The sequence below is a fragment of the Burkholderia sp. Bp9090 genome (genome assembly GCF_003857985.1).
Taxonomy (GTDB): domain Bacteria; phylum Pseudomonadota; class Gammaproteobacteria; order Burkholderiales; family Burkholderiaceae; genus Burkholderia.
Genome location: NZ_QTPV01000045.1, coordinates 24,593 through 46,836 on the forward strand (window position 1 = coordinate 24,593; position 22,244 = coordinate 46,836).

Sequence of the window (22,244 nt, forward strand, 5' to 3'; positions counted from 1 at the left end):
ATCATGCTCCCGAGCGGCCGAACAGCGCGCGTGTAAACAGCGGACGATTGCGCACGCGCAACCAGAAGATGAACGCGACGATCGCCGCGACGACCAGGTGCAGGCCGACGAGGCCGACGCCGAACGACATCTTGCCCTGCTCGATCTGTGCCTGCACGACGTTCAGCAGGTTCGAGTACGTCAGGTAGATCAGCACGGCCATCACGAGGTTGATCGTGCGGCTGCGGCGCGGGTTCTGGTACGACAGCGGAATGCCGAGCACCATCAGGTTGATCGCGATCAGCGGCAGCCCCGCGCGCCACGCGAATTCCGCGAGATTGTCGCGCGTCGGGTTGCGCAGCAGGTCCGGTGTCGGCGTGCTGTTGGTGGTCGGCACGTTGGTGACCGGGGTACTCGTGATCTTCACGCCGTAGCGCTGGAACTCCATGATCTTGAAGTTCGGCTGGCCGGGCGTGCCGTCGTAGCGGCGGCCGTCTTCCAGTACGACGAAGCGATCGCCGTCTTTCGTTTCGGTATGGCCGGTGTGCGACACGACGACGTTGACCTTGCCGTTCTCGGTCGACGTGACGAACACGTTCTGCACCTTGCTCTGGTCCGGCGACATCTTCTCGATGAAGAACACGCGATGGTTCGAGGCCGATTCGCGGAACTGGCCCGGCGCGAGCAGCGAGATCTCGTCGCGCTGCTGGAAGCGCGCCTTGATCATCTTGCTCTGCTGGTTCGACCACGGCCAGCCGACGAACGCGAAGAACGCGATCAGCAGGACGATCGGCGTGGCGAACACGCCGATCGGCTTGATCAGGCGCGTGAGGCTCACGCCGGATGCAAGCCAGACCACCATTTCGGAGTCCCGGTACCACCGGGTCAGCACGAACAGGATCGACACGAACAGCGTGACGACGAGCATCACGGCGAGGTAGCCGATCACGGTCAGGCCGATCAGCACGAGCACGTCGCGCGGATCGATTTCGCCGGACGCGGCATAGCCGACGATGCGGATCATCATCGTCGTGAGCATGATCGTGAGCAGCACCATGAACACGGCGCCAGCCGTATACGCAAGCTCGCGCTGGAGGGAGCGTTCGAAGATCATTCTTGATGAGAAGAGGGCGGGAGGCTGCGCACGCGTGGTGGAGCGCTCGCGCCGCCACGGGAAAAATAGCGGATAATTGCGGCTTTCATCCTTAGCCCAGATTTTATCCGAGGACAAGCGCGATGGACTTTAGCATAAAAGGCTGTGATTGGAGCAAAGGCGAGGCCAAGGGGTTCCTGACCGGGAAGTCCGACTGCATCGTGCTCGGCATCTTCGAGGCGCAGACTCTCTCGGGCGCGGCGCTCGACATCGACACGGCCACCAAGGGGCTGATCTCGCGCGTGGTGAAGGCCGGCGACATGGACGGCAAGCGCGGCAAGACGCTGTTCCTGCACGAAGTGTCGGGCATCGGCGCATCGCGCGTGCTGCTCGTCGGCCTCGGCAAGCAGGATGCTTTCAATCAGAAAGCCTACAACGACGCAGTGACGGCCGCATGGCGCGCGCTGCTCGCGACCAAGGTCGGCCAGGTCACGTTCTCGCTCGCGCAACTGCCGGTCGACGAGCGCGGCTCCGACTGGGGTGTGCGGGCGGCGATTCTCGCGCTGCGCAACGAGACGTACCGCTTCACGCAGATGAAGAGCAAGCCGGAACCGGCGTCGCACACGCTCAAGCGCGTCGTGTTCAGCGTCGATCCGGCCGATGAGAAGGCCGCCAAGCTGGCGGTCAAGCAGGCCGTCGCGCTGGCGAACGGGATGGATCTCACGCGCGACCTCGGCAACCTGCCGGGCAACGTGTGCACGCCGACCTATCTCGGCAACACCGCGAAGAAGATCGCGAAGGATTGGGGTCTGAAGGTCGAGGTGCTCGGCCTGAAGCAGATCCAGGCGCTCAAGATGGGCTCGTTCCTGTCGGTCGCGCGCGCGTCGGTCGAGCCGCCGCAGTTCATCGTGCTGCACTACCAGGGCGCCGCCGCGAAGGCCGCGCCGGTCGTGCTGGTCGGCAAGGGCATCACGTTCGACACGGGCGGCATCTCGCTGAAGCCGGGCGAGGGCATGGACGAGATGAAGTACGACATGTGCGGCGCGGGTTCGGTGCTCGGCACGATGCGTGCGGTCGCCGAAATGGGCCTGAAGATCAACGTCGTCGCGATCGTGCCGACCTGCGAGAACATGCCGGGCGGCAACGCGACCAAGCCGGGCGACATCGTCACCAGCATGAAGGGGCTGACGATCGAGGTGCTCAACACCGACGCCGAGGGCCGCCTGATCCTGTGCGACGCGCTCACTTATGCGGAGCGCTTCAAGCCGGCCGCGGTGATCGACGTGGCGACGCTCACGGGCGCCTGCGTGATCGCGCTCGGCGCCCACAACAGCGGCCTGTTCTCGAAGGACGACGCACTCGCTGGCGAACTGCTCGACGCATCGCGCGAAGCGAACGATCCGGCATGGCGCATGCCGCTCGACGACGAGTACCAGGATCAGCTGAAGTCGAATTTCGCGGACATCGCGAACATCGGCGGGCGTCCGGCCGGTGCCGTGACGGCGGCGTGCTTCCTGTCGCGCTTCACCGACAGCTATCCGTGGGCGCACCTGGACATCGCCGGCACCGCATGGAAGGGTGGCGCGGCGAAGGGCGCGACCGGCCGTCCGGTGCCGCTGCTCGCGCAGTTCCTGATCGACCGCGCCGGCCAGTGATGGCAGGTCTCACGACGATGCGGGTACGCGGGCAATGACGCGAATCGATTTCCATTCGAACGTCGGCGATTCGCTCGCATACGCATGCCGGCTGCTGCGCAAGGCCTACCAGGCCGGGCAGCCGGTCGTCGTGCTCGCGGAGCCCGCGCGCCTGCGTGCGCTCGACGAGCGGCTCTGGACGTTCTCGCCGCTCGATTTCATTCCGCACTGCGGCGTCGACAGCGCGCACGCGGCCGGCACGCCGATCGTGCTGGCCGCCGATCTCGACCAGGCGCCGCATCATCATGTGCTGCTGAACCTCGGCGCGGCCGTACCCGCGCAGTTCGCCCGCTTCGAGCGCCTGCTCGAAGTGGTCGGCAATGCGCCGGACGAGCTGGCCGCGGGCCGCGACCGCTACCGCTTCTATCGCGATCGCGGCTACGCGCTGAACAACTACAAGCAGGGCAGTTAGCCGAAACCGTCGACGGAGCGTTCCCGTGACACAAGCCGAATCCTCTTCGATCCCGACGCTGACCGACGTGCTGGTGCCGGGCAAGCCGGTGCCGGCGCGTTCGTCCGCGGCCGACGCGCCGCCGCACGACGTTGCCGCGGTGCCGGTGCTGACCGACGTGCTGGTATCAGGCCATCCGGCTCGGGCGTCCGCCGCGCCGGAGCAGCCGGGCACCGACCCCGAATTCGTGGTGGTCGAGCCGGTGCCGACGCCGGACATCCCGACCGTCGAATTGCCGGGCGACAGCGATGCGCCGGCGCAACCCGGTGCCGCCGGGCACGTCGTCGCCGAGGAGTCGGCCGCGGCGCAGGCGCCGCTGCGCTCCGCGCTGGCCGCCGACGACGCGCAGCAGGCCGGCGTTGCCGCGATGCCGCGCGATGCTGGCGAAGCGATGCTGTCCCACGCGATTGCACCGGCTGCCGGCGGGCTGGCTACCGCTCAACTCACCGGCGCGTCGCATCCGGACGCGCATGTAGCCGCCGCGCTGACGGTGGAGGACACGCAGCATATCGCCGAGCGTCTGCGCAATCGGCTGACGAATTATCTGACCGGCGAAGGGCGCGAGGCCATCGAGGCCCGCTGTCGCGACGCGTTGCACGACCATACGGCCTGGCTCGTCGGCCAGATCACGCGCGAAGTGGCGCTGGCGCTCGAAACCGAAGTGATGGAGTGGGTTCGCGAGGCGGTCGATGCGGAGATCGCCCGCCGCCGGACCGGTCATTCAGGCTGAGCCCGCCGCACGTTTTGTGCGCGGCAGCCGCGGGCGCGGCTCCGGTCATCGTCGCTGACGATTGCCGGCCGGTTGCAACGACAAGCGCGGAACGCTGCCGGGTGCAGGGCGCGGCGCGCGATGCACGCACCCGGTCATCCGGTTCAGCGCAGCGACAGCACCCATTGCGAGAGCGTGTGCGCTTCTGCGCTCGTCAACTGCGTATTGGCGGGCATCGGCACGCCACCCCACACCCCGACGCTGCCTTTCACGATCGATTGCGCGAGGTAATCGACGGCGTCGGTGCGCGCCACGTACTTGCCGGCGATGTCGTGGAACGACGGGCCCATCAGCGGCTTGCCGACCGCATGGCAGGCCATGCAGTTCTTGCGCTGCGCGAGCGCGAACCCGTCGCCGGCCGAGTCGGCGTGTGCCGCCGCCGCGCTGCCGGTCAGCAGCGCCACGAGCAGCGCGCGCAATATCGTCTGTTTCATGCGGTTCTCCGCCGGCGGAGACGGCCGGCTTCACGGTCCGCGCATTATAAAAGCAAAGGGAAAGCGCGTTTTGCGCGTTTCCCCGGCGGCCGTTCGCAATGGGGTCGCATGCCCCGTGCGCCGCATCAGCCGGTGACGGCGCCCTGGTTCGCCGGACGCGCGAGCGCCGCGAACTTGGCGAGCACGCCGCGCGTGTAGCGCGGCGCCGGCTGCTTCCACGCGGCGCGCCGGCGCGCGAGTTCCGCATCGTCGACGTTCAGCTGCAGCACCAGCCGGTGCGCGTCGATCGTGATCGAGTCGCCTTCCTGCACGAGCGCGATCGTGCCGCCGACGAACGCTTCGGGCGCGACGTGCCCGACCACCATCCCCCAGGTGCCGCCCGAGAAGCGGCCGTCGGTGATGAAGCCGACCGATTCGCCGAGCCCTTTGCCGATGATCGCCGACGTCGGCGCGAGCATTTCCGGCATGCCGGGGCCGCCTTGCGGGCCGAGATAGCGCAGCACCAGCACGTCGCCCGCGCGGATCCGGTCGCCGAGGATCGCGTCCATCGCGCTTTGCTCGTCGTCGAACACGCGCGCCGGGCCCGTGATCACCGGGTTCTTCAGACCGGTGATCTTCGCCACCGCGCCGTCCTCCGCGAGATTGCCCTTCAGGATCGCGAGATGGCCTTCCTGGTACAGCGCGCGATCGATCGGGAAGATCACCTTCTGGTCCGCGCGCGGCACGCCCGGCACGTCCTTCAGCTCCTCGGCGAGCGTGCGGCCGGTGATCGTCATGCAGTCGCCGTGCAGCAGCCCCGCATCGAGCAGGATCCGCAGCACCTGCGGGATGCCGCCGGCCTGGTGCAGGTCGGTCGCGACGTACTGGCCCGACGGTTTCAGGTCGCAGATCACCGGCACGCGCTTGCGGATGCGCTCGAAGTCGTCGATCGTCCAGTCGACCTCGGCCGCGTGCGCGATCGCGAGATAGTGCAGCACCGCATTGGTCGAGCCGCCGGTCGCCATGATCAGCGATACCGCGTTCTCGATCGACGCCTTGGTGATGATGTCGCGCGGCTTCAGGTCGCGCTTCACGGCCTCGACCAGCACGCGTGCCGATTCGGCGGCCGAATCGACCTTCTCCTGATCGGGGTTCGCCATCGTCGACGAGTACATCAGCGACATGCCGAGCGCCTCGAACGACGAGCTCATCGTGTTCGCGGTGTACATCCCGCCGCACGAGCCCGACGTCGGGCACGCGTTCTTCTCGACCCCTTCGAAATCTTCCTGCGACATCCGGCCCGCGGTGAACTCGCCGACCGCCTCGAACGACGACACGATCGTCAGGTCGCGGCCCTTCCAGTGGCCGGGGCGGATCGTGCCGCCGTACACGTAGATGCCCGGCACGTTCAGGCGCGCGAGCGCGATCATCCCGCCCGGCATGTTCTTGTCGCAGCCGCCGACCACCACCACGCCGTCCATCCACTGGCCCTGTACGCAGGTCTCGATGCAGTCGGCGATCACCTCGCGCGACACCAGCGAGTACTTCATCCCCTCGGTGCCCATCGACATGCCGTCCGAGATCGTCGGCGTGCCGAAGATCTGCGGGTTGGCATCGGCCGCCTTCACCGCCGCGACGGCGGCATCGGACAGCCGCTGCAGGCCCGAGTTGCACGGCGTGATCGTCGAGTGGCCGTTCGCGATGCCGATCATCGGCTTGTCGAAATCGTCCTTCTGGTAGCCGAGGGCGTAATACATCGAGCGGTTCGGCGAACGGGCCACGCCTTGCGTGATGTGCTTCGAGCGACGGTTGTACGGCATGGGGGACTCCATCGTTGTATTGGCGACGCCCGCGATCGGCGCACCGGTTCGGATCAATCAAGCATGGAGTTTCCGGTTTGGGATGTCCAATATATTATTTGTCGCTTATTAAGTCGTTTTACGAATGAGTGAGACATGGCCGAACCGACGCCGGACCTGCGCCAGTGGCGCTATTTCGTGACCGTGGCCGACGAGCGCCATTTCGGCCGCGCGGCCGAGCGCCTGTCGATGACGCAGCCGCCGCTGTCGCAGGCGATCCGGGCGCTGGAGGACACGCTCGGCGTCGCGCTGTTCGCGCGCACCAAGCGCTCGGTCGCGCTGACGGCGGTCGGTGCGGCGCTGTTGCCCGACGTGCGCCGGCTGCTCGCGTCGGCCGACGCGCTGCCGCCGCTCGCACGGCGCCTCGCGCGCGGCGAAGCCGGTTCGCTGTCGCTCGCGTTCGTGTCGACCGCCGATTACGGGCTGCTGCCGTCGCTGCTGCGCGCGTTCGGCGCGCGTTATCCGCAAGTGCGGCTGCAGCTCGCGGAGGCGACGAGCGACGTGCAGATCGACGAACTCGTCGCGGGCCGCATCGACGCGGGGCTCGTGATTCCGCCGGTGCCGCCGCGCCACGCGGCCGGGCTGTCGTACCTGCCGGTCGTGCGCGAGCCGCTGGTGGTCGCGATGCCGGCGGCCGCGGCGCACGGCGTGTCCGAAGACGAACCCGTGCATCTGGCCGACCTGGCCGCGCTGCCGCTCGTGATCTTCCCGCGTCGTTTGGCGCCCGGCTTTTATGACATCATTACGGGCTGCTACGGCGCGGCGGGGGAAACCCCGCGCATCGGCCAGGAGGCGATCCAGATGCAGACGATCGTCAGCCTCGTGTCGGCCGGCATGGGTGTCGCACTGGTGCCGCAGTCGCTGCGTAACCTGCGGCGCACCGGCGTGGTCTACCGCCCGCTCGCCGGCGATGCGCCGGTCGTCGAAACCGGCCTCGTGTGGCGCACGGGCGACGTCAGCCCCGTGCTCGCCGGCTTCATCGACGTCGTGCGCGCGCAGGGGCTGGCCACGTGACGCGAACGATGGCGCGCCGGCGCCGTCCAATGCGCGGTGCGGCGCCGGTGCGAGCGCCGTACCGCATTCGAAAACTTCATCGCTAACCCATGATCATTCACCCGAATTTCGACCCCGTAGCGATCCACCTCGGGCCGCTGGCCGTGCGCTGGTACGGCCTCATGTATCTCGTCGGCTTCATCGCGGCGATCGTCGTCGGCCGGATCCGCCTGAAGCTGCCGCACGTCGCGGCGCAGGGCTGGACCGCGAAGGACATCGACGACATGATGTTCTACGGCGTGCTCGGCACCGTGCTCGGCGGCCGGCTCGGCTACGTGCTGTTCTACAAGGCCGACTTCTACTTCTCGCATCCGCTCGACGTGTTCAAGGTGTGGGAAGGCGGGATGTCGTTCCACGGCGGCTTCCTCGGCGTGACGCTCGCGATGGCGCTGTTCGCATGGCAGCGCAAGCGCCACTGGCTGCAGGTCACCGACTTCGTCGCGCCGATGGTGCCGACCGGGCTCGCGGCCGGGCGGCTCGGCAACTTCATCAACGGCGAGCTGTGGGGCCGCGTGACCGATCCGAACGCGCCGTGGGCGATGCTGTTCCCGGGCGCGATGCGCGATGACGCGGCATGGCTGCCGAAGCATCCGGCGCTCGTCGAGAAGTGGCATCTGGCCGACGTGTTCATGCAGTACCAGATGCTGCCGCGCCATCCTTCGCAGCTCTACGAAATCGCGCTCGAAGGCATTGCGCTGTTCTTCGTGCTGTTCTTCTTCTCGCGCAAGCCGCGGCCGATGGGTGCGATCTCCGCGCTGTTCCTGATCGGCTACGGGCTCGCGCGTTTCACGGTCGAATTCGCGCGCGAACCGGACGACTTCCTCGGCCTGCTCGCGCTCGGCCTGTCGATGGGGCAGTGGCTGTCGTTGCCGATGATCCTCGCGGGCGTCGCGTTGCTGGTGTGGGCGTATCGCCGTCGCGCGGCGAATGCGGTCGCGTGATGTCGCGGCGTGATGCGGTTGCGTCACGCGCGAGTCGTGTGATGCATGGCACGTGATGCGTGATGCCTGATGCGATGCGGACGCGCACGATCGGCGTGCGCGTCGATCGCAGGATCGCAAACGAAAAACGCCGGCCCGAGGGCCGGCGTTTTCACATCTGCCGCGTGTTGCGCAATGCGCGTTACTTCATCTGCACCGAGCCGTTGACCGTGACCGACACGGTCGCCTTGCCGCCTTCGACCGAAATCGGCGCGCTCATCTTCGCGCTGTCCATCGGTGCGGCGGCCATCGCCATCATGCGCGGGTACGGCTGCACGTTGCGGCTGCCGCCGACGTTCACGTCGCGAATCGAGTAGCTGTTGTAGCCGAACGCCTTCGCGGCTTCGTCCGCGCGTGCGCGGAACGACTTGATCGCTTCGGTCGTGAGCTTCTGCTCGGCCGCGCGCTGCGCTTCGGGTGACAACGAGAACTCGACGTTCGCGATCTGCATCTGGTTCGACAACTGGCCCGCGAGCTTCGACGCCGCCGCGAAATCGCGCGATTCGAGCACGACTTCGGTACGACCGCGCCATGCGGAGATCTTCCCGTCGCGATCGGTGCTCGGATAGACGGAGAACGCGCCGGTGTGCGCGGTGACGCCCGACACGCCCTTCGCCTGCGCCAGCGCCGCGTCGGCGCGCTGGTTCAGCGCCGACGTCAGGCTGCCCGGGTCTTTCGCCTGCTGTTCGTAGAACAGCGTGATGTGGATGATGTCCTGCGGCACGTCGGCGCTGGCCTGCGACGACAGCGACAGCACGCCCGCCGGCTCCGGGAAGTGCGGGTTCGCGGTCTGCGCATGCGCGGCGGGCGACGCGAGCGTCAGCGCGACGGGCACGACGGCGGCGAGGGCGAGCGACAGCGCGAGTGCGGATTTCTTGGTCATTGTTGGACTCCTTGTGCGAGGGCGCGCACGCGGATCACGCGTGCGCGACGCGGGCGTACCGCGCGACGAAAAACGGCCGCCGCCCGATCGCGGCGACAGCGGTTGCTTAGGCTGCGCGAACGCGCCGCGAGTTCCGTGGCGGTGGCGCGTGTTGACCGGATTTGACCTTTGGCGTGTGCTTGCTGCGTACGCCTACTTCATCAGCTTTTCGGTGATGAAGCGCCACTCGGCACGCGTGACGGGCGTGATCGACAGCCGGTTGCCGCGTGCGAGCACGCGCATGTCCGCGAGTTCGTCGTGTTCGCGCAGCGCGGCGAGCGGCACGAGCGGCGACTTCTTCACGAAGCGCACGTCGACGAGCAGCCAGCGCGGTGCTTCCTGCGTCGACTTCGGATCGTAATACGGGCTTGCCGGATCGAACTGGGTGGGGTCGGGGTAGGGCGTCGACGAGACTTCGGCGAGGCCCGCGATGCCCGGTTCCGGGCAGCTCGAATGATAGAAGAGCACGCCGTCGCCGATCTTCATCGTGTCGCGCATGAAATTGCGCGCCTGATAGTTGCGCACGCCGGTCCACGGCAGCGAGTGCTGCGGCGCGTGCGCGAGATCGTCGATGCTTGCTTCGTCCGGTTCGGACTTCATCAGCCAGTATTGCATGGATCGTGATCGACGCAGAAAGGGCTGCTGCAAAAGGAAACGGCATCGGGACTTCCCGATGCCGTTGAATAGGCCCCCGCCTTGGCCGCTAGGCCGGCATCCTGAACCTGGGGTTCAGAATTGGTCGCAGTTAGCAGCACTTCGGGTACATCAGACAGAGTGACGCGCGCGCCCGTGCTACAAATTTCCGCAACCGTGCACATGGCATTGGTTCAAGGAATATATGACCTTGGCGAACCAGGCAGGGAAGCTGACTGAACTGTGTTTCGTTGCGCCAATTTGACCACCGTTGATCGCCGAGATCAAGGGGAATCGACGCATCGATCAAACGTTACTGCGTCTCGTGCTGTGCGAGCACCGCGCCGAGTTGTTCGTTCATCTGGTGCATTGTACGACGGATTTCTTCCGCCGGAAATGCTTCACCGTGACGCACGCTCGTTTGCAGCCGCAGCAATTCGGACGCGAGCGACAGCGCGGCCATGACCGCGATGCGGTCGGTGCCGCGCACCGAGCTGTTCGCGCGGATCTTCGACATTTCTGCGTCGACGCGTGCGACGGCCTCGAGCAGCGCCGCTTCGGTCTCGGCCGAACAGGCGAGCCGATAGGGCTGACCGAGAATCGAGACTTCGATCTGCTTGGTGCTCATGCATGTTCTCCGTGGCTGGCCGCGTCGTCGCTGTCCGTGCGCGCCTGCGCATCCAGCAGGTCGAGCTGGTTGTCGGCTTGCTCCGCGCTCTTCGTGCGCGGCAGCTTTTCGAGAATCGCATTCAGTTTGACCTGGGCGTCGTCGATCTTTGCCGACAGCGTGTCGCGCTCGGCCGCGAGCGCATTGCGTTCGTCGCGCAGTTGCGCGAGTTCCGCGCGGACCGTGTCCGCTTCCGCGCGCAATTGCGCGACCTGCTCCTCGAGCGCGAGCCGTTCCGAGTGATAGCGCTTGTTCAGCGAGATCAGACGGCCAATATTTTGAGATAAAGTTTCGAGTTCGTTGAGCATTTGCTGCGTCCTCTAAAGACCCAGCATTTTAGCGCGGAATAACGCGCATTCCGACATCTGTAACGTTTCCAGTCGTAACACCCCCGCTTCTTGCCGCGAATACACGGGTCCGGCACGTGTTCCGCATGCGTCCGGACGCTTCCTTGACGCTCGCGCGGCCCGCTCCTAAACTGGCGCCGCCTCGGTGCTCGCGCGTGCGTCGCGCGGTTAAACGGGAAGCAGGGCGCGTGCTCCGCCCGGAGTTCGCCAACCTGCGCTGCCCCCGCAACGGTAAGCGGCCGCGTCGCATGACGCAGGCCGGCTCGGGCGCGTTTCGCGTGCAGGTCGCACGCTGGCGCGGGCCACTGCGCGTGATACGCGCGGGAAGGCGAGCCGGTACGCCGCCAGCCCGGATACCGGCCGAGGCGAGGAGCCTGCACGGCTTCATGACGCACGGCCCGCGGGGAAGCGGGGCGCGCAGTGCTTCACGGGACTTGTCTTCGATGCTGACCCCAATCGTCCGCACGGCGTGCGGCGCACGCTGCGCAATGTCGCCTGCCGCCATCGCGCGGAGCGCAGCGCACGCCGATTCGTCCGGATCGGCGACGACGCCGGTCGTCGCGGCACCGCGCCCGGTCGCTTGGCGCGGCGCTGTCCCCTTGCTGCCGGCCGCCGTGGTTGCCGCACCGAGCGTGCCTGACGGTGACGCAAGCGCGATGCCGATCGACCCGCTGCGGCGGCATCCACTATATTGCGCAGAACGTGGGCCGCGCGAGGATGCGGCTCGACGGATCGCGCGCGTGTCACGTCGGTGCGACCGTCACGCGGCCGGCCGCCGCATCGCGGGTCCCGGGCGACGAAATGCGGAATCCGGGTGCCGATCGTCGCGCGCGGTATGGGGCGTCGCCGGCCGTGAATCATGCGTCATGCCGCGCATGGCATCCTGACCGTGCGTGCGATGACATCACCGGGCACGGTTCGTCCGTGCACGCATCAACAACCTGTTCGACGAGGATGACGAGCTTGCGTATGCCTACGACACGCCGGAGCGCGACGCCGGTGCCGCGCCCGGCCGGCCATGACGGTCAGCGAAAGCGTCACGCGTCATGCGCGATGCCGTGCGGCGCATGAGCGCCGCGCGTGCCGCCGCGATCTGGGTCGCGCTCGCGGCCGTGGTCGCGTTGCTGTTCGTCGCGTCGCTGTCGATCGGCAGCGTGCCGATGTCGCCGTGGCAGGCGCTCGCGTCGCTCGTGCCGCACGGCGGCGACGCACTGCTCGCCGACATCGTGCGCACGTTGCGGCTGCCGCGTGCGCTCGCGGGCTTCGCATGCGGCGCGCTGCTCGCGCTGGCCGGTGCGCTGCTGCAGGTGCTGTTGCGCAATCCGCTCGCGGAGCCGTACGTGCTCGGCGTGTCGGGCGGCGCGGCCGGCTTCGCGCTCGTCGCGATGATCGGGGGCGCCGCGTGGTGGCTCGTCGATGCGGCCGCGTTCGCCGGCGCGCTCGTGTCGGTCGCGCTCGTGCTCGGGCTTGCGCGCCGCGAACTGTGGCGCGGCGATGCGCGCGACGCGTCGCCGCGGCTGCTGCTCACGGGGGTCGTGATCGCTGCCGGGTGGGGCGCGCTCGTCACGCTGCTGCTGTCGCTCGCGCCCGACGCGCGGCTGCGCGGCATCATCTTCTGGCTGACGGGCGATCTGAACGGCGTGACGGCGCCCTGGTTCGCATGGGGCGCGCTGCTGCTGGCCGCCTGCGTCGCGCTGCCGGCCGCGCCGCAACTCAACGTGCTGCTGCGTGGCGACGCGACCGCGCTCGCGCTCGGCGTGCCGGTCGCGCGGCTGCGCATGCGGATCTACCTCGTCGCGTCGCTGGCCGCCGCGGCCGCGGTGACGACGGCCGGCACGATCGGTTTCGTCGGCCTCGTCGTGCCGCACGCGCTGCGGCTCGCATTCGGCAACGACCAGCGCATGCTGCTGCCCGCCGCGATGCTCGCGGGCGGCGGCGGCGTGATGGCGGCCGACCTGCTCGCGCGCACCGCCATCGCGCCCGCGCAATTGCCGGTCGGCGTGATGACCGCGTTGATCGGTGTGCCGGTGTTCCTGTGGATGTTGCTGAGGAGACCGATGCGATGACGCATGCCGCACCGCACACCGCCGGCGACGTGACCTATGCGGCGCTCGACCTCACGCTGAGGGCCGGCGCACGGACCCTGCTCGACGGCTTCACGCAGGTGTTCCGGCCCGGCGAGATCTGGTGCGTCGCGGGGCCGAACGGCGCCGGCAAGACGACGCTGCTCGCGACGCTCGCGGGCCTGCAGCGGCCGGCCGGCGGGCAGGTCGAGATCGACGGCCGGCCGCTCGCCGCCTGGCCGCCCGAACAGCTCGCACGGCGCCGCGCGCTGATGCCGCAGCAACTGCACGACGCTTTCAGCGCGACGGTATTCGACACTGTGCTGCTCAACCGCTTTCCGTATCTCGGTGGCTGGGGCTGGGAGCGCGAGGCAGACCGCGCGGCCGCGCGCGACGCGCTCGCGACGTTCGGGCTGAGCGCGCTCGCGTCGCGCGACGTGCTGTCGCTGTCGGGCGGCGAGCGGCAGCGTGTCGCGCTGGCCGCGACGCTGTGCCAGGACGCGCCGCTGATGCTGCTCGACGAGCCGCTCGCGCATCTCGACCTGCATCATCAGATCGACGGCCTGACCGCGCTGAGCGTGTGGCTCGACGCGGGCCCGCGCACGGTGCTGTTCTCGTGTCACGACCTGAATCTTGCGCGGCGTTTCGCGACGCACGCGCTGTTGCTCGACGGCCGCGGCCATGCGTGGGCGGGCCCCGTGCTCGACGTGCTGACGCCGGCGCGCGCGAGCGACGCGTTCGGCTATCCGCTCGTGCTGATCCGCGAGAACGGTCGCGATGCGCTGCTGCCCGCGTGGCCCGAGCGACGATGAACTTCCTTCTTTCGATGCGCGGCAGCGGCCGCACCAACGAGGCAACCTTCCGATGACGAACCCGACCGACTTCCCGCCCGCGATCGCGCCGCTCGACGACACGCTGCGCAAGCGTCTGCAGCATGTGATCGATCACAAGACCAAGCCGCCCGGCAGCCTCGGCCAGCTCGAGGCGCTCGCGCTGCAGATCGGCCTGATCCAGCGCACCGAGCGGCCGCACGTGCAGCGTCCCGTGACGATCGTGTTCGCCGGCGACCACGGGATCGCGGCCGAGGGCGTGAGCCCGTATCCGCAGTCGGTCACCGCGCAGATGGTCGCGAACTTCCTGGCCGGCGGCGCGGCGATCAATGCGTTCTCGGGCGTCGCGCAGAGCGTGCTCGAGATCGTCGATGCGGGCGTCGCGTCGCCGCTGCCGGTGTCCGACCGGCTCGTGTCGCTGCCGGTCGCGCGCGGCACGCGCAATTTCGCGGTCGAACCCGCGATGACGCACGACGAGGCGAAAACGGCGCTCGCCGCGGGTGCCGCGCGCGTGCGCGTGCACGCGTCGCTCGGCACGAACGTGATCGGCTTCGGGGAAATGGGGATCGCGAACACGTCGTCGGCCGCGTGCCTGATGAGCCGTCTGCTCGACGTGCCGATCGACGCGTGCGTCGGGCGCGGCACGGGTCTCGACGACCAGGGGCTCGCGCACAAGCGCGCGGTGCTCGGCCGCGCGCTCGTCCGGCATTCGCATGCGATCGCGCCGCTCGACGTGCTCGCGACGTTCGGCGGCTTCGAGATCGCGATGATGACGGGCGCGTATCTCGCGGCCGCGAGCGAGCGGATGACGATCCTCGTCGACGGCTTCATCGCGACGGCCGCCTTGCTCGTCGCCGAGCGCATCGCGCCCGGAGTGCGCGACTACTGCGTGTTCTCGCATGCGTCGCACGAGGCCGGGCACCGGCGCATGCTCGAGCATTTCGGCGCGAAGCCGCTGCTCGCGCTCGACCTGCGGCTCGGCGAGGGCACGGGCGCCGCGCTCGCGCTGCCGCTGGTGCGCGCGGCGGCCGCGTTCCTCACCGAGATGGCGAGCTTCGAATCCGCGGGCGTCGACAATCGTGACGCCTGAACGCGCGCAGGGCGTACGCGCCGAACTGCGCTACTTCTTCGTCGCGCTCGGCTATTTCACGCGCGTGCCGGTGCCCCGCGCGATCGGCTACGCGGCCGGCGATCTCGATCAGGCCGCACGCTACTTCCCGCTGGTCGGTGCGTGCGTCGGCGCATGGGGCGCGCTCGTCTATCTCGCGGCGCTGCGCGTGCTGCCGGCGTCGATCGCGGTCGGGCTGTCGATGGCCGCGACGCTGCTCGCGACCGGCGCATTCCACGAGGATGGCCTGGCCGACAGCTGCGATGCGTTCGGCGGTGGCTACGCGCGCGACGACGTGCTGCGGATCATGCACGATTCGCGCATCGGCACGTTCGGCGCGGCCGCGCTCGTGATCGCGCTCGGCCTGAAGTGGCAGGCGCTCGCGGCCATGCCGCCGCTGCGCGCCGCGTGGACGATGATCGCCGCGCATGCGGCGAGCCGCGCGGCGGCCGTGAGCCTGCTGATGTCGCTCGACTACGTCCGGCCGGAAGGCAAGGCAAAACCGGTCGCACGGCGCATGGGCGCGCGCGCGGCCTGCGTCGTGGCCGCATTCGGGTTGCCGTGGCTGTTCTGGCCGGACTGGCGCGCGGGCGTCGCGGCCGTCGTCGCGCTCGTGCTCGTGCGCGCATGGGCGGCCCGCTATTTCGTGAAGCGGATCGGCGGTTATACGGGCGACTGCCTCGGCTTCGCGCAGCAGTTGAGCGAGCTGGCGATCTATCTCGTGGTGCTCGGATGGATCTCGTCCTGATTCGCCATCCGGCCGTCGCTGTCGAGCAGGGCGTGTGCTACGGACGCAGCGACGTGCCGCTCGCCGCACCGGCCGAGGCGGGGGCGCGGACCATGCGCGAGCGTCTGGCGGCGCTCGGGGCGCCGTTGCCCGCGCAGGTCTGGACGAGTCCGCTCACGCGTTGCGCGTCGGTCGCCGAGCGGCTTGCGCACGCGTTCGACGTGCCGCTGCGGCGCGACGCGGGCTGGCAGGAAATGGACTTCGGCGCGTGGGAACTGCAGCGCTGGGACAACATCGACCGCGCCGCACTCGATGCATGGGCGGCTGACCTGATGCATGCGTGCGCGCATGGCGGCGAGAGTGTCGCGCAGTTCGTCGAGCGCGTGGCGCGCGTGGCCGGCGAGGTCGCACAGGCCGACGCGCCGCAATGGGCGATCACGCACGCGGGCGTGATTCGCGCCTTCGCATCGCATGCGCTGCGCGTGCCGCTCGATACGCTGCTGTCACGATCAGTGCCGACGAGCGGCGTCGTCTGGTTGCGGATGGAGGATGCCGCCCGCACGTGGGAAGTCGTCCACTGGGACGCGTAGGCAGTTGCGTGCTCGTCTGACGCGCGCAAGGGCATCAGGGCCCGAAATCAGCGTCGGATGGGGGATGCCGCCCGCATGTGGGAAGTCGTCCACTGGGACGCGTAGGCAGTCGCGTGCTCGTCTGACGCGGGCGAGCGCATCAAGGCCCGAAATCAGCGCGCCGGCCGCCGCGCCCGCGCCGCGTCGAGATCCTCGCACAGCGCGGCCGCGCCTTGCGCGATCCGCGGCGACGGCCGCGTCAGCAGATCGCCGTCGATCGCGAACAGGTTGTTGCGCGCCACGGCCGTCAGCGCGGGCCATGCACGCCAGCGCGCGAGGCTCGGCAGCGGCGCGTCCGAGCGTGTCGCGCCGGCGCTCGTCGTCACGATCGCTTCCGGATTCGCCGCAAGCACGGCCTCGTCGGTGACGGTCGGCGCGAGCGGCTTCAGCGCCGCGAACACGTTACGGCCGCCGCACAGCGTGACGACGTCGTTGAACAGATGCGCGCCGTTGAGCGTCGTCAGCGGCCGGTCCCATACCTGGAAGAACATCGTGACGGGCGGGCGCGCCGCGTAACGCGCGCGCAGCGCCGCGATGTCGCGCGAAAACGATGCCGCGGCCGCGTCGGCGACCGGTTCCGTGCCGAGCAGCGTGCCGAGACGGCGCAGCGACGTCGCGACGTCGTCGAGATGCTTCGGTTCGCTGAAGAACAGCGGAATGTGCAGCGCACGCAGCGCATCGGTCTGCCGCTCGGCATTGCCGTGCCGCCAGACGACGATCAGGTCGGGCTTCAGTGCGGCGATCCGCTCGAGGTCGAGCGCCTTGTTGTCGCCGACGCGCGGCACGGCCTGCGCGGCGGGCGGGTAGTCGCTGTACGTGACCGTGCCGACCAGCTTCGTGCCGCCGCCGGCCGCATAGACCAGTTCGGTCGCATGCGGCGCGAGGCTGATCACGCGTTGCGCCGGTGCGGGCAGCGTGACGGCATTGCCTGCATCGTCGCGGGTCGTGATGTCGGCGTGAGCGAAGGGCGCGAGCGCGACCAGCATCGCGAGCGCCGGCAACCGGCGCAACGGGCGGGCGTTCATGCGGATGCCCGTTGCAGCGTCGGCACGCACTGCGCGAGCGCGTCGGCGACGCGCAGCCATTCGGCTTCGTTGCCCGGCAGGCCGACGCGCACGCTCGACGGTTGCGCGAAGTGCCGCGTCCAGATTCCGTGCGTGGCGAGTGCCGTATGCAGCGCGGCGGCGCGCGGGTCGTCTGTCCAGCTGAACAGCGGCGTCGCGTGCACCGCGAAGCCGTGTGCGCGCAGCAGCGCGGCGAGGCGTGCGCCGTCGGCCGCGAGCCGCTCGCGCGCGGCGGCCTGCCATGCGCGGTCGGCGAACGCGGCGGCGACCGCGTGACGCGCGGGGCCGCTGACGGTCCACGCGCCGAGCATGTCGCGCAGCGCGGCGATCAGCTCGGGACGCGCGAGCACGAAGCCCGCGCGAATGCCGGCGAGCCCGAAGAACTTGCCGACCGAGCGCAGCACGACGAGGCCCGGACGATCGGTGTACTGCGCGAGCGATGGCGTGGTGCCCGTATCCGCGAAGGCCTCGTCGACGATCAGCGTGCCGCCGCGTGCCGACAGTTGCGCATGCCAGCCGAGCAGCCGTTCGGTCGGAACGAACTCGGCAGTCGGATTGTTCGGATTCCCGACGATGACGTGACGCAGCGTCGCCGGCAACGCGTCCGAGGCGATGTCGAGCGGGACGACACGATGGCCGTGGCGCGCGAAGGCAGGCGCGTATTCGCCGTACGCGAGCGGCGCGACGCCGGCGTCGCCGGCCGGCAGCAGCGCGGGCAACGCGCGGATCGCGGCCTGGCTGCCGGCGACCGGCAGCACGTGCGCGGCATCGGGTGCGCCGTAGTAGCGGGCCGCGCATGCGGCGAGCGTGTCGCCGTCGTCGGGCAGCCGGCGCCATGCGTCGGCCGGGACCGGCGGCACCGGATAGCCGACCGGATTGATGCCGGTCGACAGGTCGAGCCAGGCGTCATACGGAATGCCGTGGCGGCGCGCGGCTTCGTGCAGGTTGCCGCCGTGCGGGATGCGTGCGTCAGACATGATGGGTTGCGAGGATGAGTGCGCCGCTCGCGACGAGCAGTGCGAGCCACAGCGCGAGCGTGCGCGTGACGAGCGACAGCGCGGCGACGACGTGCGCGGCCGTCGCCGGTGCGCCGGTGCCGAGCGCGGGACGGTCTTCGATTTCGCCGTGATAGACGGCCGGGCCGCCGAGCTGCACGTTCAGGCTGCCGGCGCCCGCGGCCATCACGGGGCCCGCGTTCGGGCTGTCCCAGTGGCGCGCCTGCGTGCGCCAGCAGCGCCACGCGGCGGCCGTGTCGCCGAGCAGCGCGTAGCTCGCGGCGGTGAGGCGTGCGGGAATCCAGTTGAGCGCGTCGTCGAGTCGCGCGGCGGCCCAGCCGAAGGTCAGGAAGCGCGGCGTGCGATAGCCCCACATCGCGTCGAGCGTGTTCGCGAGCCGGAACAGCAGCGCGCCGGGGCCGCCGGCGACGACGAACCAGAAGAGCGCGCCGAAGATCGCGTCGTTGCCGTTCTCGAGGGCCGATTCGACGGCCGCGCGCGACAGCGCGCCTTCGTCGGCTGCGCTCGTGTCGCGCGACACGATCCGTGCGGTCAGCGCGCGTGCGGCATCGAGATCGTGCCGCAGCAGCGCAGCGGCGATCGGCGCGACATGGTCGGCGAGGCTCTTCGCGCCGAGCGCGAACCACAGCAGCGCGACGTGCAGCGCGGCCGCGAGCGGCCAGGGCAGCACGGCCGCGAGCCACGCGGCGACGGCCACCGGCGGCACCACGGCCGCGACCCATGCGGCGACGCCGACCACGCGGCCGCGCCGGCCCGTGTTCAGCGCGCCTTCGATGCGCGCGGCAAGCCGGCCGAACGCGACGAGCGGATGCCAGCCGGCCGGTTCGCCGATCACACGATCGACGATCGCGGCCGCGACCGCGAGCATCGCGACGAGCGGCAGCGACAGCATCAGCATGACGGCGCTCCGGCCTTGAGTTCGAGCGGCAGCCCGGCGACCAGCAGCGTCACGCGCGTCGCGAGCGCGGCGACGCGCTGGTTCAGGCGCCCGAGTTCGTCGACGTAGCGGCGCGTGACCGACCCGAGCGGCACGACGCCGAGCCCGATTTCGTTGCTGACGACGATCACCTTCGCACGCGCGCCGTGCAATGTGTGCTCGAGCCGCCCGACCTGCGCCGCGTACTGCGCATCGTCGAGCGGTTCGCCGTCGAGCGGGCACAGCAGGTTCGTGAGCCACAGCGTCAGGCAGTCGACGAGCAGGCACGCGTGCGGATCGTCGAGCCGCGCGAGCGTGCCGGCGAGGTCGACGGGCGCGTCGGCGAAACCCCAGTCGGCCGGCCGGCGCGCGCGGTGATGCGCGATGCGCCGTTCGAATTCGGCGTCGGCGGCCGTCGCGGCCGCGGTCGCGATGTAGGTGACGGGGCGGCCGCTGTCGGCGGCGAGCCGCTCGGCGTGCGCGCTCTTGCCCGAGCGCGCGCCGCCGAGGACGAAGGTGAGGTCGTGCGGAATCATCGCGTGATTGTAACGGCGCGGGCGGCCGCACGCGGGCGATAATGCGCGTTTGCTTCGCCACGACTTTGCACACGATGAACGCACCCGAACCGCAGCCGCACGGCACGTTGATGATCCAGGGCACGACGTCCGACGCGGGCAAGAGCACGCTCGTCGCGGGCCTGTGCCGCCTCGCGCGCCGTGCGGGCGCGCGGGTCGCGCCGTTCAAGCCGCAGAACATGGCACTGAACAGCGCGGTGACGGCCGACGGCGGCGAGATCGGCCGCGCGCAGGCGCTGCAGGCGCTGGCCGCCGGCGTCGCGCCGCATACGGATTTCAATCCGGTGCTGCTGAAGCCGACCAGCGACCGCGGCGCGCAGGTGATCATTCACGGCAAGGCGCGCATGAACCTCGACGCGCGTGCTTACCACGACTACAAGCCGGTCGCGTTCGACGCGGTGCTCGAGTCGTACGCGCGGCTGCGCGCCGGCTACGACACGGTGCTCGTCGAAGGCGCGGGCAGCCCGGCCGAAATCAACCTGCGCGAAGGCGACATCGCGAACATGGGCTTCGCCGAGCGTGTCGACTGCCCGGTCGTGCTGGTGGCCGACATCGACCGCGGCGGCGTGTTCGCGCACCTGGTCGGCACGCTCGCGTGCCTGTCGGACAGCGAGCGCGCGCGCGTGCGCGGCTTCGTCATCAACCGCTTTCGCGGCGACATCAGGCTGCTCGAACCGGGCCTCGACTGGCTGCGCGCGCAGACGGGCAAGCCGGTATTCGGCGTGCTGCCGTACCTGCACGGGCTGATGCTCGATGCCGAGGACATGCTGCCGTCGCAGGCGCGCAGCGCCGCCGCGCGCGGCGATGCCGGCGTGCTGCGCGTGGTGGTGCCCGCCTTGCCGCGGATCAGCAACCATACCGATTTCGACCCGCTGCGTGCGCATCCGCAGGTCGAGTTCACGTACTGGAAGAGCGGCCCGGTGCCGGACGCCGACCTGCTGATCCTGCCCGGCTCGAAGAGCGTGCAGCGCGATCTCGCGTGGCTGCGCGACACGGGCTGGGACGCGGTGATCCGCCGGCACCTGCGCTATGGCGGCAAGGTGATCGGCATCTGCGGCGGGATGCAGATGCTCGGCCGCACGCTGGACGATCCGCTCGGCCTGGAAGGCGTGCCCGGCAGCGTGGCTGGGCTCGGGTTGCTCGATTTCGACACGACGCTGCAGCCGGACAAGACGCTGAAGAACGTGACCGGGCATCTCGCGCTGCCGGGCGCGGCCGTGGTTCACGGCTACGAGATCCACATGGGCGACACGCGCGGGCCCGCGCTCGCGGCGCCCGCGCTGGAACTGGCGGCGGGCGACGCACCGGGCGGCGTGCGCCCGGACGGCGCACGGTCGGCCGACGGGCAGATCCTCGCGACCTACGTGCACGGGCTGTTCGACGCGCCCGACGCGTGCGCGGCACTGCTCGCATGGGCGGGGCTCGACGGCGCGGAACGCATCGACTATCCGGCGCTGCGCGAGGCGTCGCTGGAGCGGCTGGCCGATTCGTTCGCCGAGCATCTCGACCTGCGCGCGCTGTACGCCGAGTTCCGCTGACGCATGGCGTGCCGGCCTGGCATTTTGCGGCGGATCGCGTACAACTCAGATGGGCGGAGGTCCGCCCGAAGGAGCGCGACGATGAAGGGTCGATGGTGGTTGAGTGTGCTGCTCGCGGTGCTGCTGGGCGCGTCGGCGCTTGCGCACGCGTGCGATTCGTATGCACCGGGCGGCGGGCCGGCCGGTTCGGGCGACGCCGCCCAGGGCAAGAGCGGCGGCTGAGGTTCGCAGCGGGGTGCTGGCATCGGGGCATGATCGATCATGCCCTTTTTCATGATCCGATTCGTTCCATTCAGGAATCAGTTAAAGCCGAAATGCATGTTTATTGGTCGAAACGATTCGAATAGAGTGCGATCCATTCCCATCCACTCACGAAGGAATTCGCCATGAACCCCAATCGCCTGAACGATCTCGGCGCGACGCTGCTGCGTGTCGCACTCGGCGTGCTGTACCTCGCGCACGTCGCGCAGAAGGTGTTCGTCTTCACGCTGCCCGGCACCGCGCAGTTTTTCGCGTCGATCGGCCTGCCGGGCTGGCTCGCGTATGTCACCACCGTCGTCGAACTGGCCGGCGGCCTCGCGCTGCTCGCGGGCTTCCGCGTGCGGATCGCCGCACTCGTGCTGCTGCCGTTCATGCTCGGCGCGGTGTCCGCGCATCTGCCGAACGGCTGGAGCTTCGCGTCGCCGAACGGCGGCTGGGAATACCCGGCGTTCTGGGCCGTCACGCTGGCCGTGCAGGCGCTGCTGGGCGGCGGTGCGTTCGCGCTCGGCGCACCGCGCGCCGCGACGCGGACCGCATAAACGGGGCGGGCTTCGGCGCAACCCGTTCCGGTGACACCCCGTTTGCCGATATCATCGCTCCCTGTATCCGCAATCGAGCGGCGCCTGCCAGGGCGGCAGGCGCCGCACGGCTTTTTCG

General features: G+C 69.6%; 24 protein-coding genes, 1 other RNA gene and 1 riboswitch. Of the genes, 13 read left to right on the forward strand and 12 right to left on the reverse strand.

Annotated features, from left to right (window positions below):
* Position 1 precedes the first annotated feature (1 nt).
* The gene (gene lptF, locus DIE16_RS29700) at positions 2 to 1,093 is read right to left on the reverse strand and encodes an LPS export ABC transporter permease LptF (RefSeq protein WP_044845625.1); all 1,092 of its coding nucleotides are present in this window, start codon (positions 1,091 to 1,093) and stop codon (positions 2 to 4) included.
* 122 nt (positions 1,094 to 1,215) lie between these two features.
* Between lptF and DIE16_RS29705 the strand changes: the two genes are divergently transcribed.
* Genes DIE16_RS29705 through DIE16_RS29715 form a run of 3 tightly spaced genes read left to right on the forward strand, consistent with a single transcriptional unit; the run spans position 1,216 to position 3,947 of the window.
* Entirely contained in the window at positions 1,216 to 2,727 is a 1,512-nt protein-coding gene (locus tag DIE16_RS29705; RefSeq protein ID WP_124521534.1) for a leucyl aminopeptidase, read from the forward strand.
* 34 nt (positions 2,728 to 2,761) lie between these two features.
* Positions 2,762 to 3,178 carry a DNA polymerase III subunit chi gene (locus DIE16_RS29710; RefSeq protein WP_006757287.1) on the forward strand — a complete coding sequence of 139 codons (417 nt, stop codon included), beginning with the start codon at positions 2,762 to 2,764 and terminating at the stop codon, positions 3,176 to 3,178.
* A 25-nt stretch (positions 3,179 to 3,203) separates the two neighbouring features.
* Positions 3,204 to 3,947 carry a DUF2486 family protein gene (locus DIE16_RS29715; RefSeq protein ID WP_124893951.1) on the forward strand — a complete coding sequence of 248 codons (744 nt, stop codon included), beginning with the start codon at positions 3,204 to 3,206 and terminating at the stop codon, positions 3,945 to 3,947.
* A 143-nt stretch (positions 3,948 to 4,090) separates the two neighbouring features.
* On the opposite strand, the gene DIE16_RS29720 is transcribed toward DIE16_RS29715, so the two are convergent.
* Together DIE16_RS29720 and ilvD are read right to left on the reverse strand one after the other, a co-directional pair.
* Positions 4,091 to 4,420, reverse strand: a complete 330-nt coding sequence (locus tag DIE16_RS29720; protein ID WP_124488469.1) for a c-type cytochrome — start codon at positions 4,418 to 4,420, stop codon at positions 4,091 to 4,093.
* 125 nt (positions 4,421 to 4,545) lie between these two features.
* Positions 4,546 to 6,219, reverse strand: a complete 1,674-nt coding sequence (gene ilvD, locus DIE16_RS29725; RefSeq protein ID WP_124893952.1) for a dihydroxy-acid dehydratase — start codon at positions 6,217 to 6,219, stop codon at positions 4,546 to 4,548.
* Between the two features lie 135 nt (positions 6,220 to 6,354).
* Here ilvD and DIE16_RS29730 point away from each other — a divergent pair, with 135 nt between their 5' ends.
* Both DIE16_RS29730 and lgt read left to right on the forward strand, forming a co-directional pair.
* Positions 6,355 to 7,272 carry a LysR substrate-binding domain-containing protein gene (locus tag DIE16_RS29730; RefSeq protein ID WP_044845631.1) on the forward strand — a complete coding sequence of 306 codons (918 nt, stop codon included), beginning with the start codon at positions 6,355 to 6,357 and terminating at the stop codon, positions 7,270 to 7,272.
* 89 nt (positions 7,273 to 7,361) lie between these two features.
* Positions 7,362 to 8,252, forward strand: a complete 891-nt coding sequence (gene lgt, locus DIE16_RS29735) for a prolipoprotein diacylglyceryl transferase (protein ID WP_044845632.1) — start codon at positions 7,362 to 7,364, stop codon at positions 8,250 to 8,252.
* 181 nt (positions 8,253 to 8,433) lie between these two features.
* Here the strand turns inward: lgt and DIE16_RS29740 are convergent, their stop codons facing one another.
* The 5 genes from DIE16_RS29740 to DIE16_RS29760 form a co-directional block, all read right to left on the reverse strand.
* The gene (locus DIE16_RS29740) at positions 8,434 to 9,174 is read right to left on the reverse strand and encodes an SIMPL domain-containing protein (protein ID WP_124571265.1); all 741 of its coding nucleotides are present in this window, start codon (positions 9,172 to 9,174) and stop codon (positions 8,434 to 8,436) included.
* A 192-nt stretch (positions 9,175 to 9,366) separates the two neighbouring features.
* The gene (locus DIE16_RS29745) at positions 9,367 to 9,828 is read right to left on the reverse strand and encodes an EVE domain-containing protein (protein ID WP_044845634.1); all 462 of its coding nucleotides are present in this window, start codon (positions 9,826 to 9,828) and stop codon (positions 9,367 to 9,369) included.
* Positions 9,829 to 9,897: 69 nt separating this feature from the next.
* Positions 9,898 to 10,079, reverse strand: a non-coding RNA gene (gene ssrS / locus DIE16_RS29750) — 6S RNA.
* A gap of 80 nt (positions 10,080 to 10,159) precedes the next feature.
* Positions 10,160 to 10,474, reverse strand: coding sequence for a cell division protein ZapA (locus tag DIE16_RS29755; RefSeq protein ID WP_011885730.1), 315 nt, complete (start codon positions 10,472 to 10,474; stop codon positions 10,160 to 10,162).
* Positions 10,471 to 10,821: an ATPase gene (locus DIE16_RS29760; protein ID WP_044845635.1), complete on the reverse strand. Its 351-nt coding sequence runs from the start codon at positions 10,819 to 10,821 to the stop codon at positions 10,471 to 10,473. The genes DIE16_RS29755 and DIE16_RS29760 overlap by 4 nt, the downstream gene beginning before the upstream one ends.
* A 165-nt stretch (positions 10,822 to 10,986) precedes the next feature.
* Positions 10,987 to 11,240, forward strand: a riboswitch (cobalamin riboswitch).
* Between the two features lie 687 nt (positions 11,241 to 11,927).
* Between DIE16_RS29760 and DIE16_RS29765 the strand changes: the two genes are divergently transcribed.
* Genes DIE16_RS29765 through cobC form a run of 5 tightly spaced genes read left to right on the forward strand, consistent with a single transcriptional unit; the run spans position 11,928 to position 16,178 of the window.
* Positions 11,928 to 12,926: an iron ABC transporter permease gene (locus DIE16_RS29765; RefSeq protein ID WP_124893953.1), complete on the forward strand. Its 999-nt coding sequence runs from the start codon at positions 11,928 to 11,930 to the stop codon at positions 12,924 to 12,926.
* Positions 12,923 to 13,735, forward strand: coding sequence for an ABC transporter ATP-binding protein (locus DIE16_RS29770; protein ID WP_124893954.1), 813 nt, complete (start codon positions 12,923 to 12,925; stop codon positions 13,733 to 13,735). The genes DIE16_RS29765 and DIE16_RS29770 overlap by 4 nt, the downstream gene beginning before the upstream one ends.
* A 52-nt stretch (positions 13,736 to 13,787) precedes the next feature.
* On the forward strand, positions 13,788 to 14,843 hold the full coding sequence (gene cobT, locus DIE16_RS29775) for a nicotinate-nucleotide--dimethylbenzimidazole phosphoribosyltransferase (protein WP_124488463.1): 1,056 nt from the start codon (positions 13,788 to 13,790) through the stop codon (positions 14,841 to 14,843).
* Positions 14,833 to 15,609: an adenosylcobinamide-GDP ribazoletransferase gene (locus DIE16_RS29780; RefSeq protein WP_124893955.1), complete on the forward strand. Its 777-nt coding sequence runs from the start codon at positions 14,833 to 14,835 to the stop codon at positions 15,607 to 15,609. Before cobT ends, DIE16_RS29780 begins: the two co-directional genes overlap by 11 nt.
* The gene (cobC, locus tag DIE16_RS29785) at positions 15,594 to 16,178 is read left to right on the forward strand and encodes an alpha-ribazole phosphatase (protein ID WP_124893956.1); all 585 of its coding nucleotides are present in this window, start codon (positions 15,594 to 15,596) and stop codon (positions 16,176 to 16,178) included. The genes DIE16_RS29780 and cobC overlap by 16 nt, the downstream gene beginning before the upstream one ends.
* 152 nt (positions 16,179 to 16,330) lie before the next feature.
* On the opposite strand, the gene DIE16_RS29790 is transcribed toward cobC, so the two are convergent.
* The 4 genes from DIE16_RS29790 to cobU are packed head-to-tail and all read right to left on the reverse strand — an operon-like array spanning position 16,331 to position 19,749.
* The gene (locus tag DIE16_RS29790) at positions 16,331 to 17,242 is read right to left on the reverse strand and encodes a cobalamin-binding protein (protein WP_124893957.1); all 912 of its coding nucleotides are present in this window, start codon (positions 17,240 to 17,242) and stop codon (positions 16,331 to 16,333) included.
* Positions 17,239 to 18,258, reverse strand: a complete 1,020-nt coding sequence (cobD, locus tag DIE16_RS29795) for a threonine-phosphate decarboxylase CobD (protein ID WP_124893958.1) — start codon at positions 18,256 to 18,258, stop codon at positions 17,239 to 17,241. Before cobD ends, DIE16_RS29790 begins: the two co-directional genes overlap by 4 nt.
* Entirely contained in the window at positions 18,251 to 19,195 is a 945-nt protein-coding gene (cbiB, locus tag DIE16_RS29800) for an adenosylcobinamide-phosphate synthase CbiB (protein ID WP_124488458.1), read from the reverse strand. The genes cobD and cbiB overlap by 8 nt, the downstream gene beginning before the upstream one ends.
* A complete protein-coding gene (gene cobU / locus DIE16_RS29805; protein WP_124893959.1) occupies positions 19,189 to 19,749 on the reverse strand; it encodes a bifunctional adenosylcobinamide kinase/adenosylcobinamide-phosphate guanylyltransferase in 561 nt (186 codons plus the stop codon). The genes cbiB and cobU overlap by 7 nt, the downstream gene beginning before the upstream one ends.
* 74 nt (positions 19,750 to 19,823) lie before the next feature.
* Here cobU and DIE16_RS29810 point away from each other — a divergent pair, with 74 nt between their 5' ends.
* From DIE16_RS29810 to DIE16_RS29815, 3 genes are all read left to right on the forward strand, one after another.
* A complete protein-coding gene (locus tag DIE16_RS29810) occupies positions 19,824 to 21,326 on the forward strand; it encodes a cobyric acid synthase (protein ID WP_124893960.1) in 1,503 nt (500 codons plus the stop codon).
* 81 nt (positions 21,327 to 21,407) lie between these two features.
* Complete coding sequence (locus DIE16_RS36795) at positions 21,408 to 21,548, forward strand: hypothetical protein (RefSeq protein ID WP_185735533.1); 141 nt, start codon at positions 21,408 to 21,410, stop codon at positions 21,546 to 21,548.
* 164 nt (positions 21,549 to 21,712) lie between these two features.
* The gene (locus tag DIE16_RS29815; RefSeq protein ID WP_044849223.1) at positions 21,713 to 22,126 is read left to right on the forward strand and encodes a DoxX family protein; all 414 of its coding nucleotides are present in this window, start codon (positions 21,713 to 21,715) and stop codon (positions 22,124 to 22,126) included.
* Positions 22,127 to 22,244: the final 118 nt, after the last annotated feature.

Bases quoted from the DNA above. Each gene is read 5' to 3' on its own strand.
- DIE16_RS29740 (WP_124571265.1), bottom strand. From the start codon at position 9,174: ATGACCAAGAAATCCGCACTCGCGCTGTCGCTCGCCCTCGCCGCCGTC.
- DIE16_RS29720 (WP_124488469.1), bottom strand. From the start codon at position 4,420: ATGAAACAGACGATATTGCGCGCGCTGCTCGTGGCGCTGCTGACCGGC.
- DIE16_RS29770 (WP_124893954.1), top strand. From the start codon at position 12,923: ATGACGCATGCCGCACCGCACACCGCCGGCGACGTGACCTATGCGGCG.
- cbiB (WP_124488458.1), bottom strand. From the start codon at position 19,195: ATGCTGATGCTGTCGCTGCCGCTCGTCGCGATGCTCGCGGTCGCGGCC.
- cobU (WP_124893959.1), bottom strand. From the start codon at position 19,749: ATGATTCCGCACGACCTCACCTTCGTCCTCGGCGGCGCGCGCTCGGGC.
- DIE16_RS29730 (WP_044845631.1), top strand. From the start codon at position 6,355: ATGGCCGAACCGACGCCGGACCTGCGCCAGTGGCGCTATTTCGTGACC.
- DIE16_RS29755 (WP_011885730.1), bottom strand. From the start codon at position 10,474: ATGAGCACCAAGCAGATCGAAGTCTCGATTCTCGGTCAGCCCTATCGG.
- DIE16_RS29710 (WP_006757287.1), top strand. From the start codon at position 2,762: ATGACGCGAATCGATTTCCATTCGAACGTCGGCGATTCGCTCGCATAC.
- ilvD (WP_124893952.1), bottom strand. From the start codon at position 6,219: ATGCCGTACAACCGTCGCTCGAAGCACATCACGCAAGGCGTGGCCCGT.
- DIE16_RS36795 (WP_185735533.1), top strand. From the start codon at position 21,408: ATGAAGGGTCGATGGTGGTTGAGTGTGCTGCTCGCGGTGCTGCTGGGC.
- DIE16_RS29815 (WP_044849223.1), top strand. From the start codon at position 21,713: ATGAACCCCAATCGCCTGAACGATCTCGGCGCGACGCTGCTGCGTGTC.
- cobD (WP_124893958.1), bottom strand. From the start codon at position 18,258: ATGTCTGACGCACGCATCCCGCACGGCGGCAACCTGCACGAAGCCGCG.
- lgt (WP_044845632.1), top strand. From the start codon at position 7,362: ATGATCATTCACCCGAATTTCGACCCCGTAGCGATCCACCTCGGGCCG.
- DIE16_RS29765 (WP_124893953.1), top strand. From the start codon at position 11,928: ATGAGCGCCGCGCGTGCCGCCGCGATCTGGGTCGCGCTCGCGGCCGTG.
- DIE16_RS29745 (WP_044845634.1), bottom strand. From the start codon at position 9,828: ATGCAATACTGGCTGATGAAGTCCGAACCGGACGAAGCAAGCATCGAC.
- DIE16_RS29760 (WP_044845635.1), bottom strand. From the start codon at position 10,821: ATGCTCAACGAACTCGAAACTTTATCTCAAAATATTGGCCGTCTGATC.
- DIE16_RS29705 (WP_124521534.1), top strand. From the start codon at position 1,216: ATGGACTTTAGCATAAAAGGCTGTGATTGGAGCAAAGGCGAGGCCAAG.
- DIE16_RS29810 (WP_124893960.1), top strand. From the start codon at position 19,824: ATGAACGCACCCGAACCGCAGCCGCACGGCACGTTGATGATCCAGGGC.
- cobC (WP_124893956.1), top strand. From the start codon at position 15,594: ATGGATCTCGTCCTGATTCGCCATCCGGCCGTCGCTGTCGAGCAGGGC.
- DIE16_RS29790 (WP_124893957.1), bottom strand. From the start codon at position 17,242: ATGAACGCCCGCCCGTTGCGCCGGTTGCCGGCGCTCGCGATGCTGGTC.
- lptF (WP_044845625.1), bottom strand. From the start codon at position 1,093: ATGATCTTCGAACGCTCCCTCCAGCGCGAGCTTGCGTATACGGCTGGC.
- cobT (WP_124488463.1), top strand. From the start codon at position 13,788: ATGACGAACCCGACCGACTTCCCGCCCGCGATCGCGCCGCTCGACGAC.